Source organism: Psychrobacter sp., assembly GCF_030454045.1.
Classification (GTDB): Bacteria; Pseudomonadota; Gammaproteobacteria; order Pseudomonadales; family Moraxellaceae; genus Psychrobacter.
This window is the reverse complement of sequence record NZ_JAKDJE010000046.1, coordinates 1-24,317: the sequence shown is the minus strand read 5'-3', so window position 1 is coordinate 24,317 and position 24,317 is coordinate 1. Positions and strand designations below refer to the sequence as shown.

Here is a 24,317-nt window from a genome sequence, read left to right as displayed (position 1 = left end):
ACTTGGTAACCCGCCTCTTCAGTTTGATTTGCTTATTTCAAGTTGAGAGTGGGGTCTACTATGTTGATGAGTATCAGGGATAGGATTCTTTATCACTTATTTTTATGGATTTGAGGACATCACTGCTTATGAGTAACGGTTCACGCTCTACCATTTTACTACCAGTCTTTATACCCGCAGCTGTGATTATGATGCTGTTGGTCATCGGTACCGCCATCAATCCTGATGCAGCAGGGGCGCTGTTTAGCGATGTGCTTAGCTTTACGACCGAGACCTTCGGCTGGTTTTATATGCTGGCAGTGGCGCTGTTTTTGTTATTCATCATTGTGCTGGCGTTTTCGTCTTATGGCAGTATCAAGCTTGGCCCTGATCATGCTGAGGCGGAATACGGATTCCTTGAATGGTTTGCCATGCTGTTTTCGGCAGGCTACGGGATTGCGCTATTGTTTTATGGAGTAGCGGAACCAGTGATGCATTTTTCTAGTCCGCCAATGTCGGATCCGCAAACTATCGCCGCGGCAAAAGAGGCGATGCAAATTGCGTATTTCCATTGGGGTTTTCATATTTGGGCGATTTATGGCGTGGTAGGTTTGTCCTTAGCGTATTTTGCCTTTCGCCATGGTTTGCCCCTATCGATACGCTCAACACTGTATCCACTCATCGGTGATAAGATTCATGGTCCTATTGGGCATATCGTTGATGTGTTTGCGATATTGGGTACGATGTTCGGTATTGCTACCAGTCTTGGTCTGTCAGTATCGCAAATCAATGCAGGTCTAAACTACTTGTTACCTGATATTATCCCCGTGAATACTACCATACAGGTCGTGGCGATTGCATTAGTGACATCAGCAGCACTGGTGTCCGTATTGGCAGGGATGGACAAAGGGGTAAAACGCTTGTCTATTCTAAATATGGTATTGGCAACCGCGTTGATGGTGTTTGTATTTGTAGTAGGGCCGACGATCTTTATCCTAAATGCCTTTATGGAAAATACAGGCAGCTATTTGGGTAATATCGTTGAGCGTACCTTTAGCTTACAAGCGTATGAGAATAGCGATTGGATCGGTAGCTGGACCTTGTTTATTTTTGCATGGACGATTGCATGGGCCCCCTTTGTCGGTCTGTTTATTGCCAAGATTAGCCGTGGTCGTACCATTCGGGAGTTTGTACTCGGTGTGATGTTGGTGCCAACGTTCTTTACGTTCTTTTGGTTTTCGGTGTTTGGTGATACTGCCCTACATATGATTATGGTCGATGGCTATAACTCACTCATCAGCGAGGTACAAAACAACCAAGCGATTGCTTTATTTAAGTTATTAGAGCGGTTACCGTTTACCGAATTTGTGTCCTCATTGACTATTTTGTTGATTATTACGTTTTTTGTGACGTCATCGGATTCTGGCTCATTGGTGATCGATTCGCTGGCGGCTGGTGGTCGTAGTGATACGCCATGGTGGCAGCGCAGCTTTTGGGTAGTGACTGAAGGGGCCGTTGCCGCGGTGCTTTTGATTGCAGGCGGTCTCACAGCGCTACAAACGGCAGCAATCGTTAGTGCACTACCATTTGCGATTATCATTCTGATCTCCATGTTCGGTATGTGGCGCGCATTGCGTATCGAGGGACATCGTAATCAAAGCCTTGATCAAAATAATAAACTACCGCCGCACTTACTTAAACCGTCTGCATGGCGTGAGCGCATCGACTATATGGCTGATAAGCCGACACGTGATAAGGTGCTAAACTACATCAAAGAAGTGGTGATGCCCTCGATGATGGAGGTGTCGTCTAAGTTTGCAGAAACTGGCTGGACGACTGAGGTGAATTATGATGCAGCCAATAACCGTGCCGTGCTTGAGTTGCAGCGTGGCGATGATGTCGAGTTTTGGTATGAGGTACGCTTGTCTGAACATGAAGCGCCTGATTATTATACTGAAAGCAGCGCCGACACCTTGCCGCAAGAGCACCATCACCGTGCTGAGGTGTATCTGCGCCGTGGTGGTCAGACCTATGACTTATACGGCTATAAGTCTGAATCGGTGATCAATGATATTATCGATCAGTTTGAGAAGTATTTGCACTTCTTGAATGTGTCACCTGATAGCCTACCTTGGCGTATGCAAGCGCATGATGAAGACCTTACATTGGAGCAGGGTAGTGTGCTTGATAAATAACGAACAGAGTGTATTAACAATGACTACGACTCATACAAGCGATTCACGTTAATCGCTTGCAATAAATGCAGGAATCCTTAGAATAACGGCTTGTTTTCCTTACAAATCAAGCCGTTTTTTATGTCTATTGATTCTCCTGTTTCATTCTTGTCTTCGTCAGTATCTGACCATCCATTGTTGCAACCCCTAAATATAGGTGGTCTGACGATTGAAAACCGTTTGATGGTTGCGCCGATGGCGGGCGTGACGGACAATCCTTTTCGCCGAGTGTGTAAGTCATTTGGCGCAGGTCATGCCGTCAGTGAGATGATCATCGCTGATACCGCACTTTATGCGCGCAAAAAATCCCTGTATCGTGCCAATTTCGACAATGAGATTGCGCCTATTTCTGCTCAGATAGCAGGTGCAGAACCAGATAAATTGGCTGAAGCGGCTCGTTATCAAATCGATAATGGTGCGCAGATTATCGATATCAATATGGGCTGTCCTGCCAAAAAAGTTTGTCGTAAGCTGGCAGGGTCTGCCTTGCTGCAAGATGAGGACTTGGTTGCAAGGTTGCTTGATGCTGCAGTCAATGCCGTTGATGCGCCTGTGACATTAAAGACACGATTGGGATTTGAGAATGGTCGCGAAAATATTTTGAGAGTGGCTAAGCGGGCAGAGCAAGCAGGTATTGCTGCTATTGCGATTCATGGGCGTACGCGTGAAGATATGTATACAGGTGAGGCGCGCTATGAGCTGATGCGCGAAGTCAAAGACAGCATTAGCATTCCTGTGATCGCAAATGGCGATATCGATAGCGCGCAAAAAGCACAGCATGTCTATGAGCTGACAGGATGCGATGCGGTGATGATTGGACGAGCCGCACAAGGTCAGCCGTGGATATTTCGCGATATTGAGCACTTTTTGCGCACAGGTGACGTGCTTGATGCCCCAAGTGTGAGCGAGATTAAGGAAGTTGTACTGGCGCATTTGCAAGAGTTATACGACTTTTATGGCGAGTATTCTGGCTGCCGTATCGCTCGCAAGCACATTGCATGGTATACGACAGGTATTCCAAGCTCCAACGCTTTTCGGCAAGCGATGTATGGTGAAGAAAGTACGGCTGGGCAGTTCCGCGTGGTAGAGCGTTTTTTGCAGACACATGAATAAGGGGGGCTGCGAAGTTTTACCATTTTTCTCATCAGCAAGCGTTACTGCGACCTACTTTAATTTTTTAGGTTCACGCTATGTTTTATCAACAGGGGTGGTTTGATTGATGGGCATAGCATTAGAGTCTGCTTCAGGTGTTGGCTTCTCTTTTTGCCAAGGAAATCTGCCCTCTAGCTCAACTTGTAGTGATAAGCTTAAAAACGTGCGGATAAGTACAATGATGCCTAACACCAAAACGCTGCGTAATGTCGGCTCTGTCACTACCGTTGCCATAATATCTGCGGCAATCAATACCTCAAGTCCCAAAAGAATGGATTTACCAACGGTCTGTCTGATCTCTACGTAGGTATTGTGGTTCAGGCCGTCTGATACCTGAAATGCTCTATAAAAAGCAAAGAGGAGTCCAAAAAACATAATCAAGACACCAATGACTTCGACTATCTTGGCAATCAAGTCAATATAGTGGGCTAGGGTTCCTATCAAAATATATCCTCCTCAGTATCAGTCAGCAAAAGTATAGCGCCAAACCTCAACGCCATTAGATGATGACCTACTACTATAAACCGCTTAAACCCTGAAATTAACTGCTCGTTGGTGGTGTTTTGTTCACTGTGTGCGATATTTTTTTGCTATGCTGTAAACAAATATTTATTGGTATAGGACAAACAAAAAGGTTTTTTATGGCTAACCCCTCGAAAAAAGCAATAACAAAAGCAGTAAAAGGCAAGAACATTATCATTACGGGTGCATCAAGTGGCATTGGTGAGCGCACGGCTTTTTTATTGAGTGAGTGCGGTGCACATGTGATTTTGTTGGCACGTACTGAAGATAAGCTAAAAACCGTCAAAGAAAATATCGAAATACTGGGTGGCAGGGCCAGTTACTATCCATGCGATTTGACCGATATGGATGAGATCGAAAAGACCAGCGAAAAAATCCTTGCTGATTTTAAGCATGTGGATGTATTGGTGAACAATGCGGGTCGTTCGATCCGCCGTTCAGTCCATGAGTCGGTCAACCGCTTCCATGATTTTGAGCGCACGATGGAGATTAATTACTTTGGTGCTGTTAAAACTATTTTGGGTTTCTTGCCGACTATGATTAGCCGTCAGACGGGTCAAATTGTCAATATCTCGTCGATTGGGGTATTGGCAAACAGTCCTCGCTTTGCCGCCTATGTGGCCTCAAAATCTGCGTTAGATGCGTTTAGTCGTTGCTTAGCGGCAGAAGTAAAAGGCGATAATATCAAGGTCACCAATATCTTTATGCCCTTGGTACGTACCCCTATGATCGCCCCCACCAAGCTATACCGTTATATGCCAGCTTTGATGCCTGATGAAGCCGCGCTCATGGTCGCAAAAGCTATCGTCCATAAGCCAAACAGTATCGCCAGTAATATGGGCAAATTCGCCTCAGCCACTTATTCGTTGGTACCAGCGTTTAACGTCGGTATTCAATCAATTGGTTATCGCATCTTCCCAAGCTCTACCGCGGCACAAACCACCGATAGTAAGCCGAATTTTGCTCAACGTGCTTTTGCCAGAATTCTTCCAGGTGAGCATCATTAAGCCAGCAGCGTCATGAATTCTAAATAAAAGAAGGGTACTGCGGTATCCTTTTTTAATGCCTTGAAATCAATTATATCCTTATAAATTGATAGAGCAGTGTTCTCTTTTGAGATTTTTATTATTAGGATATACAGGTCAACAAGTACTTTATTTCTAGTCACTTGTTGTAGACAAAATCGATTTGTGACTGTCTACGTAGAAATTAAGTATGAGGAATTCATAATAGATGGGTCGTGTTCTGCGATGACATTTGTAGAGCTGGATCTGTAGTCATTATACTGCATCAAGAACCAATCTTATTTTACTTGGCTAAACCAAGCATCATTGATAGCCGTTTCCTTAGCATTGAAATGAACACATATTCCTTCATTGTCTTTTTTGGCGTACCAATACTCTCCATCCGAGCCTATCCTTACCTCAAATAACTCCTTATTTACGATGTCGCCAACAATATAAACAGCCCCTTTTTCAAAGAAAGGGTTGCCAACTATGCATACGAGTTTATCACCTGAAAGAACCATAAATTTATTCTACCAAAATAAATTCAATATAGAATATATATTAATTATTGAACAAATATCAATAATATTTTTAATATGGTACAAAAAGAAGCATTTACTCTCTAATTGTCGGAAATTTAACGAAATAAAGTTTTTAAATAGACTGGCTGATTGAGGAAGTGTCAGGGTTATGGCTGCTGAATGAGGGCATAATTTGATATCAAAATACAGATATTACTTACGGTGCGGCGTAGACAGCTCTTAAATGCAGAGTGATAGAAATACAATAATTTTGTATGTCTAATAGTGAGATAAGTGGGGCCTTATGAAGTAAAACAGGATACTATGATGTTTTTAAATGGCTGGATATGGTTTATGTTTACAGTATTGGTGATGCTAGAAGGATAATGATTTTTACAGGCATATCCTAAAAAATTAGCTCCTAAAAACTAGCCAGTAGCGCACGCACAATGAACTGAAAAAATAACCGAGTAAAAGGGACTATAGAAAGATTTAGCAGACCAATATTTTTTAACCAAACACTCGCCACAATATCCAAAATATACCTATCATCAATACCGCAATGACAAGCAACCGTTTTAGCCAATAAGGGAGTAAAGGTTTTTTATAGCCCAAGTCATTGAGTTGACTGTCGACACCCGCTTGTAAGCTTTTAAACCCTTGCCCTGGCTGAGTAGATTTAACACGGTTTTTTACCAATGGACCAGGCTCATCTTCGACCTCTTGCTCTCTATCGAAGCTAATGGCTTGATTTGGGATACCTTGTTTGCTGGCGATGGTATTGAGCTTTTGCTGTTGTTTTACCTTGAGTGCAGTCTCATAAGCATCAATTCTGGTTTTGGCTTCATCCATACTGATATTTTCGTCGGCCGCCAAGGTTTTGATGGCCATTACCAAATTGTTTTTTTCGACCATCATGATGACGTCTTTTGGCAACTTTGTACTGACAGGCTTTTTGCTAGGGTCGGGGTTAAACATGGTTTTCCTTATTGCAGCGTATGCGTGTGAATGAGTAGTCGCGTTTATTATAACCATTTTACATACAGAGTATTCAAGTTACACACAGAGTATTCAAGCAAAAAAATACCGCGATCACATTGCGATCGCGGTATTTTGGTATTTATCTATGATTAGCATTGAGCCAATTTTAATAAATTATAGGTCTTTCCAGCGTTGGATAGATTCTTTGATGACCTCTTTCGCTTGCGCAACATCACCCCAAGATTCAACTACAGTAGTGCCCGCTTTTTTCAGGTCTTTATAGTGGCTGAAATGGAACTCTAGTTGGTTGATTAACTGCTTTGGTAGGTCTTCTAGGCTGTTGTAAGCATTACCTGTGTCACGGTCGTCAGCAGGTACGACAACGATCTTGTCATCGACTTCGCCATCATCAACAAACTTCATGACACCGATGACTTTGGCCTTCAAAAAGATGCCAGTCGGTAGCGGCTGCTCAGTCAAAATCAATGCATCTAGCTCATCACCATCTTCGTCAAGCGTTTGCGGGATGAAACCATAGTTACATGGCTTAGCAAAAATCTGTGGATCAATACGATCAAGCTCAAATACGGCCAATTCGCGATTCCACTCAATTTTATGGCTGCTACCAGCTGGGATCTCTACTACTACGTTGATGATACCGCCGTCTACGTCGCCTGCGTCCAAAATTTTATTAAAATCTGCCATGAAATACTCCAATTTGCTTTTGTTTTAGAGGTTTGAATGATTGATGTAGCTGGGGATACTGCAAAATTTTTACCGCACCCGATTTGTACTGGGTGCGATTATAACAAGTTTGGTCTAAATTTTCTCTTAATGCTTAAGTCTAAGCGTGCAAGATATTATGCAAAAAAAGATTATGCAAAAATGGACTCAAAACTCACTTTGGCGCTATTGCTCGTAATTCAATCAGTCCAGCATGACGTTTGGCGATATTATCGATAAGTTTTTGAGTAACTATCTTGTAGTTTAATGCGTCGCTGATTTGTTGAGTCGTTTGTGTTTCTGACTCTTTTTGCTCTGAATCTGTCTGCATGGCCACAAAATCAGACAAGCGCAACATCTGCATCCCCGCATAACCGCAAGGATTGATAGCATTAAATGCTGACAAATCACAGTCTAAGTTAATTGCGATACCATGATAGCTAAAGCCATGCTTAATCTTGAAGCCCAACGACGCTATTTTTCCAAGCATAATCTTATTATCAAGAGATTTGTCATCTAGCGAGTTGCTATTAGCATTGCTACTGTCATCCGCTACAGTGGGGTCAGAATACATATAAACGCCAGGTGCATCACGGCGGGCGTGGGCACTGATATTGTCACGACTAGATGGCGAGCTATGCAGACAGTCATTAACGACGTCTTCGATCGCTTGTTCAGCATGGGAGACAAGATGGCGCACACTCCATTTGAGACTACTGAGATCAAATAACCAATAAATCACCAATTGTCCGTGACCGTGCCATGTCACCTGACCACCGCGATCGGTTTTGATGATAGGCGTGTCGGTGCGCTGCAATATGTGTTCTTCTTTGCCTGCTTGTCCAAGCGTATAAACATCGTTGTGATCAACGATCCATAACTCATCAGGCGTGCGCAGTCCTTGCTGTTTTTTTAGATCGATACGTTCGAGAGTACGTGACAGCATGGCATCGAGAGTGGGAACATAATCGGCTGCTGACAGAGATTTACTGATCAGCATGTCATTGAGCGGTTGTGTGTCGTTTTGCATGAGCGTGTCTGTCTTATGATTGTCCAGTGTAAAGGCGGAGGATGCCGATGGCTAGTGTAGCAGTTTTGGCAGGTATCGCTCAAAGATTATATGCTATCACGCAGTCTAAAAGACAGTTAAATACTAAGGGTGAAAAGTCATGAAGGATCCATAAAAATATTTATATATCATTGAGTTAGCTGATAGGTAGACAACACTAGTACAGACGCACTAGTCAACCAAAGAAGCTGTTCATTGCGCAGTCAATGCGCTACATTAAAGTTTGATAAGCAAAACCGAATAAAATGTACGGTCAGGGCATATAACGGATGCGCGCGTCTGACTAACAAAGTAACACCATAATTCAATAAACATAGTGACCATGTGACATCATATGAGCACGACAAGGAAGATCAATGACAGATAGCAACCAACATGCCCATGAGCAGGCACCAACCGATGCAGGTTTTGCGCTGCAGCGTATGCCTGAAGCGTTGAGTACCGCAAAAACCATCGATGAGATGAAATCTCAATTCTCACGCCTGCAAACATTGAGCCGTACGCGGCCGATCAATGACTGGGGCACTCGTGAGACTCAGCTAGATAATTTAGAAGTGATGTTGAGCGACAATCAAGAAAGCTTTGCAAAAGCAATCAGCGCAGACTTTGGATATCGTAGCCAATCAGAGACTCAGTTTGCCGAGCTGTTCCCGAGCTTCACCGGTATCAGTCATGCCAAAAAGCACGGCAAAAAATGGATGAAAACGTATCGTGCGCCTATTTCACCTCTATATATGCCCGCTCACAACGAGATTCAGCCGCAGCCATTGGGGGTGGTCGGTATCATGGTGCCTTGGAATTATCCGCTGTTTTTGGCAATTGGTCCGATGATTGATGCAATCACCGCGGGCAACCGAATCATGGTCAAAATGAGCGAAGCTGCGCCGCAGTTTGCTCAGACATTTGCTGATGCCATTTCTCGTTATTTTTCGCCAGATATGATCTGTGTGGTACTGGGCGAGGTTGATATTGCTGCTGCCTTTAGTGAGTTACCATTTGACCACTTGCTATACACGGGTTCGACTGCTGTAGGCAAAAAGGTGATGGCTGCCGCCGCGCCTAACTTGACACCAGTGACGCTTGAGCTTGGCGGTAAGTCACCAGTAATTGTATTGGATGATGCCAATCTAGAGTCGGTGGTCAACCGTGTCATGATGGGCAAGACGCTCAATGCAGGTCAGACTTGTATTGCCCCAGATTATGTATTGGTTCAACGTCAATATCATGAGCAGTTTATCCACTTGGCAAAAGAGTGGATGGCAAAGCACTATCCCAATATCGAAAACAATCCAGACTATTCACGCATTATCAATGGTGAGCAGTTTAAACGGGTCAAGGGTTACCTAGACGCGCTAACAGGTGTTGAGATACACGCACTTACTGCAGTTGAGCCCAATATCGAAACGCGTCTAATGCCACCTGTGATCGTGAGTGAGCCTGCGCCTGATAGCGATCTGATGCAAAACGAGATTTTTGCCCCGATTTTGCCATTGGTGCATTATGAGACATTGGATGATGCGATTTCTTTCGTCAACGCGCGTCCACGTCCATTAGCGCTGTATGTCTTTAGCGACAACCACAGCTATATCGAAAATGTGCGCAATCATACCGTCTCTGGTGGTCTATGTATCAATGAAGTGATCATTCATGTGGCCCAGCATGACTTACCGTTTGGTGGGGTTGGTGACTCTGGTACAGGCGCATACCATGGCAAAGCGGGCTTTGAGCGTTTGAGCCATATGAAACCTATCTTTGTACAGACCAAGCTAAATGGTCTCAATTTCTTATTGCCGCCTTATGGTGGTCTGTTTAAAAAGGCGATGGCATTGTTTTTGAAATAATGGCTCTATGGGAGTTATTCAAAAATTGATTTTGAACTCTCTTCATTCGATACCTATATCTATAGCATCTATCAAAATAGGTGCTATTTTTTTGTCAAAAAATCAAAGGTTAGCATTGGGAAAAGATTTATCAATGATAGCGTTTATATCTGCAAGGCATGAGGTTCGATCATCTCAGCAATCGACAAATAAACATTTGTTATTACTCCTATAAGTCGCTACACTTTGTAGTAAGTCTAAACAACAGTGAATGATTCATAGATGTTGTGAGTCAATATGACATCGTGATGCTCTGTGGTTGTGATACTTCTTTCATGCCAGTACAAAACAATAAATAGGACAAAGCATGCGCCAATGGATTGCATTAAGCTTACTGTGTATGAGCGCATTGTTGCTGCCTTTATCAGCATCCGCAGCTTGTGAGTCACCGATCAAGTTTGGCGCACTGACGTGGGAGAGCGGACAGTTTACCTCTGGGGTACTTAAATATATTGCTGAAGAGGGTTACGGTTGTACGGTAGAAGAAGTGCCAGGAGCAGGACCTGCGCTTGAGACCGCATTGTCTCAAAACGATATTCAGATCATCGGTGAGCAGTGGATTGGACGCTCACCAATCATGGAAGATGCCATCGAGCAGAACAAAGTGGCCGTCATTGGCGATACACTCAAAGGCGGTGCGACCCAAGGGTGGTATGTCCCAAAATATGTACTAGAAGAAAACCCAGGGCTACGTCGTTATCAAGACTTGCCCAAATATGCTGATCTATTCAAAGACCCTGAAGATCCGAGCAAATCTCGCTTTATGAACTGTCCCTCTGGCTGGACCTGTGAGATTTTTAATACGCGTCTGTTAAAAAATACGGGGCTTGATAGTATTTTTAACAATGCTCATCCCGGTACGGGCGCTGCGCTCGATGCCGAAATCGCCTCTGCTTTTGAACAGCACAAGCCGCTATTGTTTTACTACTGGCAGCCCACGGGCCTAATGGCAAAGTATGACTTTGCTGCTTTGGAGTTCCCAGATCACAAAGATGCCTGCTGGCAAGACCTATTACTCGCTGACGGTACATCTGATTGCGTATCAGGCTTTCCCGTATCGCCGCTAGGTATTGCCGTATCTACCCCATTTATCGAATCTAACCCTGAGCTGGCAGAGGTCTTCAAAAAGATACAGTTTACGCCTGATGAGCTGAACGGCGCTATCTTGGAGATGAGTGAGGGTAAGCGTAGTGGCGATGAGCAGGCGTTGGTATTTTTGCGTGATAACCCAGACGTTTGGCGCGGTTGGTTGTCTGAGGAAGCTGCTACCAATCTTGCGACTAAGCTCGGCATTAGCTTAAACGGTGCTGCTATCACTGCTGATACAGCTGCCTCTCGTAGTGATCAATCAGCACTCTCATCCAGCTTCCCTTCGTGGTCGCTTGAGACCCCGCTCAACAATGCCTTATCAAGCGTTGTCCAAAACTACGGAGACGTATTTCGCACTATTAGCACGGTGACACTTACGTACTTGCTCTTACCCATTGAGCGATTATTAACGATTATTCCGCCTTGGCTGATTATCGCCTTGGTGGCTGTATTGGCGTGGTTTGGTGTACGCAAGATTTGGTTTGCGCTGGCATGCGGCGCGGGGCTGTTTTTGATTGGTGCTTTTGGGTTATGGGGCGCGCTGATTGATACCTTAGCGTTACTCATCGTGTCAGTATTGGTCACGGTGGTGATCGGAATTCCTATCGGTATTGCCATGTCGGGTAGCAAGCTGCTACGCAAGATTGTGACGCCAGTACTTGATGTGATGCAGACGATGCCAAGCTTTGTGTATCTTATACCCGTGTTGATGCTATTTGGTATTGGTAAAGTGCCTGCGTTATTTGCCACGGTTATCTATGCGTTGCCGCCACTGATTCGTCTGACAACGCTGGGTATTACCCAAGTGAATCATGAAATGGTCGAGGCAGGACGCTCTTTTGGTAGTACGCATTTACAGCTGCTCATTTGGATCAAGCTGCCACAAGCACTGCCCAGTATTATGGCAGGTATTAATCAGGCGGTCATGATGTCACTTGCGATGGTGGTACTGGCCTCGATGATTGGGGCACCGGGACTTGGTGAAGATGTATTGCAATCTATCCAAACGCTTAATATCGGGCAAGGCTTACAAGCAGGTACGGCGATCGTTATCGTCGCCATTATCATCGACCGTATTACCCAAGCCTTTGGACAAGGAAAGCGTGCTCGTCAAAAAACGATCAAAGCAGGCAGGCGTCCGATTGGGTAGAAACTTGTCCAATAGTCAATGAGTAAAGCCAGCATAAAAAATCAAGCAAATAGCGAGAGTCACGATGAATCATATCCAGCTAAAAAATATCAGTAAAATCTATAATGCCAATAGCACGCAAGCCCAGTCTGCAATGGCGTTACTGGCTGAGGGTATGGATAGCGTTGCAGTTAAAGAACAAACCGGCTACTCGGTGGGGCTCTACGATATCAACTTGAATATCAAGGCAGGGGAGCTGCATTGCATCATGGGGTTGTCAGGCTCTGGCAAGTCGACCTTGATACGTCATCTCAATCGATTGATTGATCCAACCAGCGGGGAGATATGGGTTAACACGACGGTCAATACCAAAACGCATGCCAAGGATAATACTCAGGCAAACACTGCGCCAGTAGACGAAAGCTCATCTAATGCTATCAATATTTTAGAGCTTAATGATAAACAATTGCAGCACTACCGCCAGCAGACAGTCAGTATGGTTTTTCAGCATTTCGGCTTAGTGCCGCACATGACGGTGATGCAAAATGTGGCTTATGGTCTACGTGTCCGCAAAATGAGTGTGAGCGAGCGTCATGAGATCGCGCGTTATTGGCTCAATGAAGTGGGGCTGACCAACCTAGAGCACAGTTATCCGGACGAGCTATCAGGTGGGATGCAGCAGCGTGTTGGGCTCGCTCGTGCGCTAGCAACGGACAACCCCATCTTATTGATGGATGAGGCGTTCTCTGCGCTTGATCCACTCATCCGCGCCCAGTTGCAAGATCAATTATTAGAACTACAAGAGCGTCTGAACAAAACCATCGTTTTTATCACCCATGATATCGACGAGGCTATTAAAGTTGGTCAGCGCATCAGTATTTTAAATGGCGGACGCTTGATACAAACAGGGACGCCAAACGATCTGCGACACAATCCTGCTGATGACTATGTCGAGCAGTTTATGCGTGCCAAAGCTTAACTGGGACTGATGAGGGTGTCAGACACTTCTCTATCAGCACTCTTACTACCCTGTTAAAAAAGTGTAGTAATCAACACTTTACTATTAAAGCAGGCTCCAGTAGCGTTGTATACTATTAAGATGAACTAATGCATTTCAACGATCTGAATTACTGTCTCTCCCTCATTCCCCAACGTTTCATCTCTTTAACTTGAGTTCCCTCATAATAGAATTTTGAGCTATTTATCGCTCATGGTTGCCAAAACTCGCACCATTCGTAACAAGGACATGTCATGTCATATAAAAACAATCAAAAAAATAGTAATCATGAAGAAATTAAGAAACCTCGCTCACCAAGCTGGCTAAAAAATGTTAGCGCCTTTAGCATGACAACGGTATTGAGTGCAGGGATACTGGTCGCTTGTGGTCAGATGAGTAATGCAGAAAATAATGCAAGTAGCAGCACCAAATCAGGTAGTCAAAATACTGGCGTCACCAGCTCGCGTGACATGTTGCCCTCCGATATGCTCAAAAAAATGCAAGCATTGCCGCAGCTAACAAAGGGCTTAGGCGACACAGGTGCGGCAGTGCTTGATCCGAATAAGCCGACCTTAGTAAAATTTTGGGCAAGCTGGTGCCCGTTATGTTTGGGTACATTAGAGGAGACTGGGACGTGGCGCACTGATCCTAAGTTTTCAGGCTTAAACGTGGTGACAGTCGCCAGCCCCGGTCATCTCAATGAAAAAGCTGATGGTGAATTTAGTACTTGGTATGCGGGCGTACAAGCTGACTACCCAAACTTGCCCGTGTTGGCAGATCCCTCAGGTGAGCTTATCAATAAGCTTGGCGTGCAGGTCTATCCAAGCTGGGCCATTCTTGATAAAAATGGCAATCTGGCACATCTTGTAAAAGGCAATATATCAGCAGAGCAAGCTTACGCACTGGCAGAAAATGCCGACAATGGCTTTGCTGAGCTAAAATCAGGCAACGCCAAACCTGCCAACATACAAGCCTCTAACGATAATAAAATTGAAGCCATCAAGCAAAAAGATGGCGTATATTACAATGATAAAGGCAAGCCTATTAACACCCGCTCAATTTACCTTGCAGGAGGGTGTTTTTGGGGCGTTGAAGCCTATATGGAGCGCATCGTAGGGGTGGTTGATGCTGTATCAGGCTATGCCAATGGCGATACAGCCAATCCAAGCTACGAGCAAGTCATTCGTGGCTCAGGACATGCAGAAACGGTAAAAGTCATCTATGATGCGGACAAAACAGACCTCGATACTATTTTGGAGTATTACTTCCGCGTTGTCGATCCCACAAGCCTAAACAAACAGGGCAATGATCGCGGCGTCCAGTACCGCTCAGGGGTATATTATACCGATAAGGCAGACAAGGCAGTGATTGATGCTGCGCTCAAGCGTGTACAAAGCAAGTACGAGCAAAAAGTCGTGGTCGAAAATGAGCCCTTAGATAATTTTTATTTGGCTGAGATGTATCATCAGGATTATCTGGCAAAAAATCCAAATGGCTATTGTCATATTGATTTGAGCTTAGCAGATGATAAGCCTGAAGGGGCAGCTCGCACCAAGCTTGCGCCAGTTGAGACTATTGCTGAGACGTTAGATCCCAAGCGCTATGCTAAATTTGACAAAGATGCGCTAAAGAATACGTTGACCAAAGCGCAATACAATATCACGCAAGAGGCTGGGACGGAGCGCGCCTTTAGTCATGAATATGATGATTTATTTGCACCAGGGATTTATGTCGACGTGGTGAGCGGTGAGCCGCTGTTTTTGTCGAATGATAAATATCAGTCAGGGTGCGGCTGGCCAAGCTTTACCAAGCCCATTGATATGCAAGTGATTACTCAGCATCAAGATACGGCATTCAATATGGTACGTACTGAGGTGCGCTCGCGCGTAGCAGATTCACATCTGGGTCATGTATTTCCTGATGGTCCAAAAGACCGTGGCGGGCTGCGTTATTGTATCAATGGCGGGGCGCTACAGTTCATACCAGTGAGTGTGATGCCGCAATCGGGCTATGCACCATTGGTAAAACTGGTGAAATCATAGTCGTTTTATTGCCACCTTTGAATAAATAAAAAAGACGTTAAGTTCACTCTTAGCGTCTTTTTTGTACCATGTACTGTTAGATATTCGATGATCATTTTCGCTAGTTGTACGAATTTTGCTGCAATCTCATGCGAACTCTGACATCAATACCAAACTTCGTTATACTGGATGGTTTATGGATGACGCATACTTTATGGGCGTCTATTATCCAGATGTTATTTATTATTCAGACATAAGGTCGCTTGGTTGATTCGGTGACATTTGTTTCTCATTTCTGCACTTTTAAGGCCATAGCATGACTGCTACTTATTCACCCATTATTACCTCACTGCTTGATAATGATTTGTACAAATTTACGATGTTGCAAGCCATGTTGCATCAATTTCCGCAGACGCGTGGGGTCTACCGTTTTCGCTGCCGCAATAATAAAGACACCGCTTATCCACTCGCCAATATCAAAAAAGATCTAGAGCAGCAACTAGACAGCCTATGTGAACTGCGCTTTTTGCCAGATGAGCTGGACTACCTACGTGGTTTGCGCTTTATGCGCTCAGACTTTGTTGATTATCTAGAATTATTTAAGTTAAAACGCCGGTTTATTACCGTCAGTATCGATGAGAAAGGTCGCTTGTCTATCGACATCGAAGGACCGATGATACAGGCGATGTTCTTTGAAGTATTTGTGCTGGCTATCGTCAATGAGCTTTATTTTAATGCGTTATCGAATGATAGTGTGATTGAAGAAGGGCAGCGCCGCCTTGATGAAAAAGTGGCACTGCTGCATCAATATGCGGCAGAGCAGAAAAAAGAAGATCGTAATACGCCGCCGTTTATCGTCGCTGATTTTGGGACGCGTCGCCGCTTTAGTAAACGCTGGCAGGCGCATGTGGTAGAGACATTATACAAGGCTGCGCCAAAAATCGTAGGCGGCACTTCTAATGTATATCTGGCAAAGCAGCTTGGCATGACGCCGATAGGCACGATGGCACATGAGTTTATGCAAGCCTTTCAGGCATTGGATGTGCGTTTGCGCGATTCGCAAAAAGCAGCGCTTGAAGCATGGGTGCATGAATATCGCGGTGATTTGGGTATTGCATTGACAGACGTGGTTGGTATGGATGCGTTCTTGCGCGACTTTGATTTGTATTTTGCCAAGCTCTTTGATGGGCTGCGTCACGATAGTGGCGACCCTCACATCTGGGGTGATAAGGCAGTGGCACATTATGAAAAACTAAAAATAGACCCAAAAACAAAAATCTTGACCTTTAGTGATGGGTTGGATTTAGAAAAAGCGTGGGAGCTACATCAATACTTCAAAGACCGTATCAGAACCAGCTTTGGTATTGGCACCAATTTGACCAATGACATGGGTATCACCCCGATTAATATCGTACTTAAATTGGTTGAGTGCAATGGTCAGCCAGTGGCCAAGCTGTCTGATAGCCCAGGCAAGACCATGATCAATAATGACACGTATCTTGCCTATCTACGCCAAGTCTTTGAAGTTGATGAGCCTGAATAAACTAACTGTCCATGCTGCTAGTAGGTTTTTCTTCGGCGAAGGCCGCATCCAATGCTTGCTGTACCGCATTGATGCGGGTTTCGCAAACGCGATAAGCAGCAATAGATTCTTCAACCGTGGTCATCAGATTATCAATATCAGGCTCGTCTTGCTGCTGTAGCTCCGCTGCATTGGTTTTTAGAATATCGTAAGCGGCCTTAAATGTTTTTGGGGCGGCTTTTTTGCGTCTGCGAGTAGGGGTCGTCATAGGTTTTCCTCAGGTTCAAAATCAAATTTTTAAGATAACATTTGGCTATTATATTGATTAAATTTAAAGCGTTAAGAGCTTTTTTCTCTTATGTGTGGTGCCACTAGGTATGATATGAGTCAGTAGCACGTTACGTAGTGGTAATATCTATAATCTGCGCAGCCGCGCTACCATCTTTTAAAAGAATATTGACCGTCTGCTCAGGATAGAGCTGGGTGCTGCTTGTAAGGGCTTGCTGAGCTTTGGTATCCATCAGTAGGGCATAGCCTTGCTGAAGCACACGAGAGGGCCGATGTAACAGCACGATGTCACGCAGGTGCTCGCTATTGCGCTGTGCCTGTACGATGTGTTGTTGGGCGTTTTTCATAATAGAGTGTTGATGGTGTTTACTGCGAGTAGCGGCGTTAGTGAGCTGCTGATGTGCTAGGGTTTGCGTTTTTGTATATCGCTCAGTCGTTAGTCTGGCGGCTTGCTTCACTTGGCGCTGAGCACTCTGCTGGATACTACGCCATGCATAATCGCTGTCTTTTTGTAGGGAGGTAAGCTGGCCGATAGTTTGTGACTGTATTTGACTCAACTGGCGCGTGCTTTGTTGCTCCGCCGTATTGAGTTGGCGCTGAGCGGCTTGTTTGATTTGCGCTTGATATTGTAGCGTCTGAGTGACGAGCTGGGCTAAATGGCTATGGATAGCAGCAATCACTTTTGAGGGCGTGTCAAAGCTGGTGTGCGCCACTTCATCTAAGATCACCTGGTCGCGTTCATGACCGATACCGACCCAGACAGGAATAGGCTGCTCAGCCACCAAGGCTGCCAGCTCATAATCATTGAGATAAGCCAAATCACCGACGGCGCCGCCACCTCGAATAATCACCAATAGATCGGGCAGGTGCTGATGCGTGTTATAAAATTGCTGCTGGGCGCTAACGATGGCTTGGCGTATCTCCTCGGGTGCATGATTGCCCTGAAAGGTTGCATGATGGTAATGGAACTGACAAGCTCCCGTACTTGCTAGGCGATCCGCATCCGCCTGAAAATCGCCCAATCCAGCAGCTTTTTCAGGAGCGATGACCAATACATGCTCGATATCAAAAGGGGCGGGTAATTGCTGATTTAAGTGTAACAATCCTTCGCCTGTTAAGCGGTCGACCATCTGCGCATATTGCCGCGCCAAATCGCCTAGCGTGTAACTGGGGTCAATATCTTCGATGGTGATGGAAAAGCCGTACTGCGCATGAAATCCCGCCGATACTTTGAGAAGTACGGTCAAGTCACGCTCAAGCGGCATCCCTGTGGCGCGCTCAAACTTGGCTAATACACGAGCCGCTTTAAATCGCCAAAGATTACCGCGGCAACTGGCGACTACTTTGCCATCGTCATCTTTTTCGGCCAATTCAAAATAATAGTGACCACCCTTGCTAGACAAATTACGAATTTCTGCTTTGACCCAAACTCGGTGATCAAAGGTTTGCTTGATGACCATTTCAACTGCAGATAAGTAGTCACTGAGACGTAGGACAGTATTCTCTAGATGGTCTTCTTGCTCAGCAAGCTCTGCTTCTAACGTGGCCAAATCTTTGGCAGGTGCTAATACCTTGGCTTGTTTGGTGGTTGAGAGATTGGGTTTGCGCATGATAATAGACCAAAGATAATGAAAACAAAGAAGCCAATAATAAAGGAGGCATATAATAGGGCACAGTTTAACCCAAAAGCGCGCGCACAAAAAGCAAAGCCAACCAGCATTTATAGATAGTATCTTTCTATCAAAGCTGGTTGGCTATCTCAATTTCTTGGCAACGTCATCAACGACCGTCTGTCAGGTGATGCCAAAGAAGCACAGATGACATCGCTTATTTAGAGCGTTATTGGCAGCGAAAATTAATAGTGTACTCATAATCATCATCACGTGACAAATCTGGCGTGCCAGTGCCAAATATTGAACCGACCACTGCGCCTACTTGTCCGACCATACGACCCGTACGTTCATTTAAGATGCCATTATATTTGACGTTGTCTTCTACGATAATCACTTGCTTGCTTCGACAAGTCTTTTGCGCACTATCTATCGCGTTTTGCTGGGCTTTGACTTTGGTATCGCTGATGCCTGTGGTCTCATAAATGGAGTTGGCGCGCTGGATCACTGGAGATGATGGCGTGCTTTGACATGCACTCAAGGCAAGTACCGCTGCTAATGTAGCACCTAAACTGGCAGTTTTATTAAACGTGTTCATAAATGATTCCTGATAATGATAACTAAAACGTCTTAACAATAAGCAAAGCTCTATCAATGTAGCTTAGCGCTATATGACGTGTCTATACGCTTATTGTATGCAGTATTGCCGCCATATTACCTGTGCAATCATTGGTAAATGAGATGACCCAAAAAACAAGTCGCCACCGTACACAGCAAATCACTTGAAATAAAAATCATATCTAGGATAATTGAGCCATTCATTTTTTATTAATAAGTAATATTATGCAACTGATTCCTGCTCCTGCTGGTGTGCTCGAGGTCGACGCACTATGGCAAAATGACAACCCTAATGATCCAAACACTGATACCGTCGCGCTATTGTGCCATCCCAATCCGTTGTTCGATGGGACGATGAACAATAAAGTGGTCACGACTATGTACCGCTTTGCCCGTGACAATGGCATGCACGTGGTGCGCTTTAACTTTCGTGGAGTGGGGCAGTCGACAGGCGAGCATGATTATGCAGAAGGTGAAGTGGTCGATGCAATGACCGTGCTACAATGGATTGCCGAACAAACCAATGCCCGCAAGCTGTGGCTCGGTGGCTTCTCTTTTGGTGGCTATGTCACCGCACGCGTGGCTGAGCAAGTGCTTGAAGCTGCACATATTTGGGGTCTAGGAGACTTTGAAGTTTCGAAAATCGCCCTTATCGCGCCATCAGTCGAAAAAAATGACAGTACTGATATCAATTTACCCGCTGATAAAACTTTTGAGATTTATGGCAATGCGGATGAGGTGATTGCGCCTGATAATATGCAAGCATTTGCTGATCGCTTAGGGCTTGCGGTAAGCGTGGTCGATGGTGCTGGGCACTTTTTTCATGGCCGACTATCAGAGCTCAAGAAGCTATTAGAAACCCATAGCTTGGGACAAAATGGCTAGTTTTTATTTTACAATGGTTTTTTATGATGGCAGTTTCACTGTCAAAGTGGCTTTTTAACGCTACTATTTTGATGTTTATTTAATTCAAAGATGAGTCGTATTATGAGTTTATCTCCATTGCAACGTTACGAGAAAGCCGTCAGTACCGATGAGTTTACTCGGGATGAGCAGCAGTTTCAAGCTATGAGCTATCTGGATGAGATATACCACCAGCTCATCAATAGTGCACCGCAAAAGAAAGGACTCTTTGGGTTTTTGAAGTCCAAGCCTGCCGCGCCAACTGGCCTATATATGTGGGGCGGCGTAGGACGCGGTAAAACATGGATGATGGATATGTTCTATGATTCATTGACCATTGAGCGCAAAATGCGTCTGCATTTTCATCATTTTATGCAGCGTGTTCATCAGGAGTTGAATAAGCTTCAAGGCGAAAGCGATCCACTCGAAAAAGTTGCTGACATTATTTATAAAGAAGCGGTCGTTATCTGTTTTGATGAGTTTTTTGTGTCTAACGTCTCTGATGCGATGATTTTGGGCGATTTATTTACGATGCTGTTTAATCGCGGTATTACCTTGGTCGCCACCTCAAACATTGAGCCATCTGGTTTGTACAAAGATGGTTTGCACCGTGACCGTTTTTTACCAGCTATTGCAGAGGTTGAGAGCCATACGACAGTGATGAATATCGACTCTGGTATTGATTACCGTCTGCGCGTGCTTCAGCAAGCAGAGTTGTACGAATCACCAATGACCAAAGCCAACCATCACTGGCTCGCCAACCGCTTTGCCAGCTTGTCTAATAATCAAAAAATCAGCAATGAGCCGATTACTATCAATGGCCGCGAGATCCCAATCAACGCGCGTACGGATGACATCTTATTTTGCGATTTTCGTCATTTATGCATGGCACCGCGCTCAGCGGCTGATTTTATTGAACTTGCCAAGCGGTTTAGTACCGTCTTAGTCGACTCCGTACCAGCATTAGATGACCAAATGCGTGATCCCACGCGCCGTTTTATTTATTTGGTTGATGAGTTTTATGATCGCCGTGTCAAACTGTTGGTGCGAGCAGAGCAATCAATTTTAGAGTTGTATCAAGGGAAAAAGCTGGCGTTTGAGATTGAGCGTACCCGTTCACGTTTGCTTGAGATGCAATCAGAGGACTATTTGCGCATGGATCACCGCGTCGAAGACACGGCCTCTGCATAACTAATATGGTCACGATCATATCAAAAAAGCATTCACATCAATGATCAATAATAAAACGACAAACAGATAATAATAAATAAGGATAGACAATGACGACTATAGATGAAAATAACCAAGCAATACAGGATGAAAAGCTGCACGTTAAAAACATCGCGGCACATGATATCTCAGCCAGTAGCGATGAGCTGATTGGTTGGATCAACTCAAGACGTAGCATGGGCAATTTGGATACCCCAGCGCCAACTCGCGCGCAAATTGCATCTGCGATTGAGTGTGCTGCAACAGCGCCTGACCACAAAAAACTGCGTCCGTGGCGCTTTATTGTGACCCAAGGCGCGGCGCGTCATGAACTGGGAGACGCATTGGTAGCAGCGGCAAAAGCTAAAGCGCTCAAAGAGGGTGAGACGTTGTCTGAGAAAACCATCAAAAAAACCCATACCATGCCGCTTCGAGCACCTATGATTGTTACGGTCGTGACGCAAATGCAAGAACACAAAAAAGTGCCCCCTTTTGAGCAAATGCTCAGTGCTGGTGCGGCGGTACAAAACCTAATACTGGCACTAAAAGCTCAAGGATTTAGTACAGTTTGGCGTACGGGGTTATTATGTAATGAGCCTGCAGTAAAAGCGTATTTCGATGTCGGATCAGATGATTATGTGACGGCTTTTGTTTATACTGGCACCAGTCCCAAAGACAAATCTACTCGCAAGCCTATTGATATCGAGCCATTGGTACGATTCGAGTCATAATTTGATTCTTTGCTGTTGCAAGATCTTTTCATCAAAAAACAGCAACCCTTAGAATCTGAACATATCTGGGCAAAAAGCCTTGAGTAAAACGCCCTTATTGATTATAAGTCAGTCAACACGGATAAAAGAACATGACAAGTCCTAACGATAGCAATCAAGATAATAACAGCGCTGATGATGAGACGATGAATAAAGCGTCTGAAAAACAAAGTGGTATGCTGGCAAGTATCTTAGAGCGGGCAAGTAAGTCAGGCATCGGTCGCAAAAAATCCACGCCAAGCGCGGTTGAAGCTGCAGTGGCAAAAGACATGGCGGATATTCATGGTAATCCTACCAAGCTGCGTTTGGCGTTTTTGGGCGGTGGTAGTTTTGGTACGGCAATGGCAAATCTGGCGGCACGAAATGGCTGTGATGCCACGTTGTGGGTCCGTAATAAACGTACGGTAAAGGCCATGGCTAAAACCCAAACCAACAAAAAATATTTGCCTGGTTACAAGCTTGATGATCATCTAAAATACAGTCATGATTTGGCTGCCACTGTCAAAGACAAAGACATTATCTTTATTGCCGTACCAGGCCTTGCTTTTCGAGAAACATTGAAAAACATTGCCCCTTTTATCAGTGGTCAGTCTATCGTATCTCTAACCAAAGGAATGGAGAAAAACACCTTTGCCATGATGAGCGATATCATCAAAGAGGTGCTACCTGAGGTAAACTTTGGTGTCATGTCAGGACCGAATCTTGCCATAGAAATCATGAAAAACATGCCTTCTGCGACGGTTATTGCTAGTGAGTCTGAGCCACTGCGTCATGCTGTACAAGCAGCTTTGCACAGTGCTTTTTTTAGGGTATTTGCAAGTGACGATGTACGTGGTGTCGAGCTTGGCGGTGCCCTAAAAAACATTTATGCAATCGCCATGGGAATGGCGGCGGCTTATGAAGTCGGTGAGAATACCAAAGCGATGATTCTCACGCGAGCGTTAGCAGAGATGAGCCGTTTTGGCGTTGAAGAAGGAGCCAATCCGCTGACCTTTTTGGGCTTATCGGGCGTAGGAGATTTATACGCGACTTGTAATTCGGAGCTAAGCCGTAATTATCGCATTGGCAACATGCTGGGCCGCGGTATGAGTATTGAGGCTGCCGTCAAAAAGCTTGGGCAAACCGCCGAAGGTGTCAATACCATTCAGCAGGTACACGAAAAAGCCACTAAAGCGGGTATTTATATGCCCATCACTCACGCTCTTTATGCGGTCATTTATGAAGATAAGGCTGCGCTAGGCGTGGCGCTACATTTGATGGAAGCGGGTTTCCGCAGTGATGTAGAGTTTGTCATGGCTCACGATCATAGTAACGCTGCGCTAACTGCGCATATGAAAAACTCAAGTAATAGCGATAAAGATGCTGCCAAAAAAAATGGCAACAATGATGATAGCGAGTAGATCAGATCCCACGCCATACTCATTAACTGGCTCATTGATACGTTGATACATTGCTACTATGAGCAATAAGCTAAATTGTCTAATGTATACAGACAGATATGCCCAATAATGCGCAAGGAAGATTATGAAAATTATCTTAGTACGTCATGGTCAAGCAGAGGACGAGACGCGTCCAGACAGCGCCCGTCAGCTGACTGATTTTGGTCAGCAGCAAGCGGCACAAACAGCAGAGTATGTGACCACGCACTATAATCCAGATTATTTTATAGTGAGTCCATATGAGAGAGCGCAGCAGACGCTCGCTGCGTTTCAGGCGCGCGCACCAAAAACCCCTTCGTCGGTGCAAGACAATATCACACCCTCTGATGATGCTCGTCAGGCCTTGATGGATATTGCTAGTATTGAAGCACAATGTCTGGTGGTTGTGTGTCATATGTCCATCGTCGCTCATATTGCTGGACTGCTAACAGGCGACTATCCAGAATCCTTCTCATTAGCCGAGGCTAGAGTGTTTGAGATGGAGTTTGTGATGACAGGTATGGCAACTGAAATAGAGCGTTTTGTACCTGATCAGCCTTATTAAGAATAGGGCGTGTTGAACATTCGACCATGGCACTGACAGCGACTATTTTTTAGGCGATTCGAGGTTAAAAATAATAAGTTTAGTCATTCTAAGCGCTTATTTTTAACGAT

General features: G+C 44.8%; 21 protein-coding genes. 13 read left to right on the top strand and 8 right to left on the bottom strand.

The features are described 5' to 3' along the window. Nucleotides 1-128: 128 nt before the first annotated feature. Together L0G63_RS09305 and dusB are read left to right on the top strand one after the other, a co-directional pair. Nucleotides 129-2,174 carry a BCCT family transporter gene (locus L0G63_RS09305; protein WP_301450392.1) on the top strand — a complete coding sequence of 682 codons (2,046 nt, stop codon included), beginning with the start codon at nt 129-131 and terminating at the stop codon, nt 2,172-2,174. A 120-nt stretch (nt 2,175-2,294) separates the two neighbouring features. Then, complete coding sequence (dusB, locus tag L0G63_RS09300) at nt 2,295-3,326, top strand: tRNA dihydrouridine synthase DusB (protein WP_301450391.1); 1,032 nt, start codon at nt 2,295-2,297, stop codon at nt 3,324-3,326. Nucleotides 3,327-3,401: 75 nt separating this feature from the next. Here the strand turns inward: dusB and L0G63_RS09295 are convergent, their stop codons facing one another. Then, a complete protein-coding gene (locus L0G63_RS09295; RefSeq protein WP_301450390.1) occupies nt 3,402-3,809 on the bottom strand; it encodes a DUF1622 domain-containing protein in 408 nt (135 codons plus the stop codon). 197 nt (nt 3,810-4,006) lie between these two features. On the opposite strand from L0G63_RS09295, the gene L0G63_RS09290 reads away from it, so the two are divergent. After that, a complete protein-coding gene (locus L0G63_RS09290; protein WP_301450389.1) occupies nt 4,007-4,894 on the top strand; it encodes an SDR family NAD(P)-dependent oxidoreductase in 888 nt (295 codons plus the stop codon). A gap of 296 nt (nt 4,895-5,190) precedes the next feature. Here L0G63_RS09290 and L0G63_RS09285 read toward each other — a convergent pair whose 3' ends face one another. The 4 genes from L0G63_RS09285 to lipB form a co-directional block, all read right to left on the bottom strand. Next, nucleotides 5,191-5,415: a hypothetical protein gene (locus L0G63_RS09285; protein ID WP_301450388.1), complete on the bottom strand. Its 225-nt coding sequence runs from the start codon at nt 5,413-5,415 to the stop codon at nt 5,191-5,193. A 510-nt stretch (nt 5,416-5,925) separates the two neighbouring features. After that, entirely contained in the window at nt 5,926-6,393 is a 468-nt protein-coding gene (locus L0G63_RS09280; RefSeq protein ID WP_301450387.1) for a hypothetical protein, read from the bottom strand. A 177-nt stretch (nt 6,394-6,570) separates the two neighbouring features. Further along, the gene (locus tag L0G63_RS09275) at nt 6,571-7,101 is read right to left on the bottom strand and encodes an inorganic diphosphatase (RefSeq protein WP_301450386.1); all 531 of its coding nucleotides are present in this window, start codon (nt 7,099-7,101) and stop codon (nt 6,571-6,573) included. A gap of 193 nt (nt 7,102-7,294) precedes the next feature. Beyond that, entirely contained in the window at nt 7,295-8,149 is an 855-nt protein-coding gene (gene lipB, locus L0G63_RS09270; protein WP_301450385.1) for a lipoyl(octanoyl) transferase LipB, read from the bottom strand. Nucleotides 8,150-8,610: 461 nt separating this feature from the next. Here lipB and L0G63_RS09265 point away from each other — a divergent pair, with 461 nt between their 5' ends. From L0G63_RS09265 to pncB, 5 genes are all read left to right on the top strand, one after another. Next, nucleotides 8,611-10,029, top strand: coding sequence for a coniferyl aldehyde dehydrogenase (locus L0G63_RS09265; protein WP_301450394.1), 1,419 nt, complete (start codon nt 8,611-8,613; stop codon nt 10,027-10,029). 346 nt (nt 10,030-10,375) lie between these two features. Continuing rightward, nucleotides 10,376-12,307, top strand: coding sequence for a glycine betaine ABC transporter substrate-binding protein (locus L0G63_RS09260; RefSeq protein WP_301450384.1), 1,932 nt, complete (start codon nt 10,376-10,378; stop codon nt 12,305-12,307). A gap of 64 nt (nt 12,308-12,371) precedes the next feature. Continuing rightward, nucleotides 12,372-13,265 (top strand): ATP-binding cassette domain-containing protein, encoded by an 894-nt coding sequence (locus L0G63_RS09255; protein ID WP_301450383.1) that lies wholly within the window; start codon nt 12,372-12,374, stop codon nt 13,263-13,265. Nucleotides 13,266-13,537: 272 nt separating this feature from the next. After that, nucleotides 13,538-15,325: a bifunctional peptide-methionine (S)-S-oxide reductase MsrA/peptide-methionine (R)-S-oxide reductase MsrB gene (gene msrAB, locus L0G63_RS09250; RefSeq protein ID WP_301450382.1), complete on the top strand. Its 1,788-nt coding sequence runs from the start codon at nt 13,538-13,540 to the stop codon at nt 15,323-15,325. 295 nt (nt 15,326-15,620) lie between these two features. Further along, nucleotides 15,621-16,847 (top strand): nicotinate phosphoribosyltransferase, encoded by a 1,227-nt coding sequence (gene pncB, locus L0G63_RS09245; protein ID WP_301450381.1) that lies wholly within the window; start codon nt 15,621-15,623, stop codon nt 16,845-16,847. A gap of 1 nt (nt 16,848) precedes the next feature. Here pncB and xseB read toward each other — a convergent pair whose 3' ends face one another. From xseB to L0G63_RS09230, 3 genes are all read right to left on the bottom strand, one after another. Beyond that, entirely contained in the window at nt 16,849-17,094 is a 246-nt protein-coding gene (gene xseB, locus L0G63_RS09240; protein WP_301450380.1) for an exodeoxyribonuclease VII small subunit, read from the bottom strand. A gap of 130 nt (nt 17,095-17,224) precedes the next feature. Further along, on the bottom strand, nt 17,225-18,724 hold the full coding sequence (gene xseA / locus L0G63_RS09235; protein WP_301450379.1) for an exodeoxyribonuclease VII large subunit: 1,500 nt from the start codon (nt 18,722-18,724) through the stop codon (nt 17,225-17,227). 229 nt (nt 18,725-18,953) lie between these two features. Next, nucleotides 18,954-19,322: a hypothetical protein gene (locus L0G63_RS09230; protein WP_301450378.1), complete on the bottom strand. Its 369-nt coding sequence runs from the start codon at nt 19,320-19,322 to the stop codon at nt 18,954-18,956. A gap of 245 nt (nt 19,323-19,567) precedes the next feature. On the opposite strand from L0G63_RS09230, the gene L0G63_RS09225 reads away from it, so the two are divergent. From L0G63_RS09225 to L0G63_RS09205, 5 genes are all read left to right on the top strand, one after another. Then, a complete protein-coding gene (locus tag L0G63_RS09225; protein ID WP_301450377.1) occupies nt 19,568-20,227 on the top strand; it encodes an alpha/beta hydrolase in 660 nt (219 codons plus the stop codon). 102 nt (nt 20,228-20,329) lie between these two features. After that, nucleotides 20,330-21,436, top strand: coding sequence for a cell division protein ZapE (zapE, locus tag L0G63_RS09220; RefSeq protein ID WP_301450376.1), 1,107 nt, complete (start codon nt 20,330-20,332; stop codon nt 21,434-21,436). Between the two features lie 89 nt (nt 21,437-21,525). After that, a complete protein-coding gene (locus L0G63_RS09215) occupies nt 21,526-22,185 on the top strand; it encodes a nitroreductase (protein WP_301450375.1) in 660 nt (219 codons plus the stop codon). Between the two features lie 185 nt (nt 22,186-22,370). Beyond that, the gene (locus tag L0G63_RS09210; protein ID WP_301450393.1) at nt 22,371-23,624 is read left to right on the top strand and encodes an NAD(P)H-dependent glycerol-3-phosphate dehydrogenase; all 1,254 of its coding nucleotides are present in this window, start codon (nt 22,371-22,373) and stop codon (nt 23,622-23,624) included. Nucleotides 23,625-23,748: 124 nt separating this feature from the next. Next, on the top strand, nt 23,749-24,207 hold the full coding sequence (locus L0G63_RS09205) for a histidine phosphatase family protein (RefSeq protein WP_301450374.1): 459 nt from the start codon (nt 23,749-23,751) through the stop codon (nt 24,205-24,207). Nucleotides 24,208-24,317: the final 110 nt, after the last annotated feature.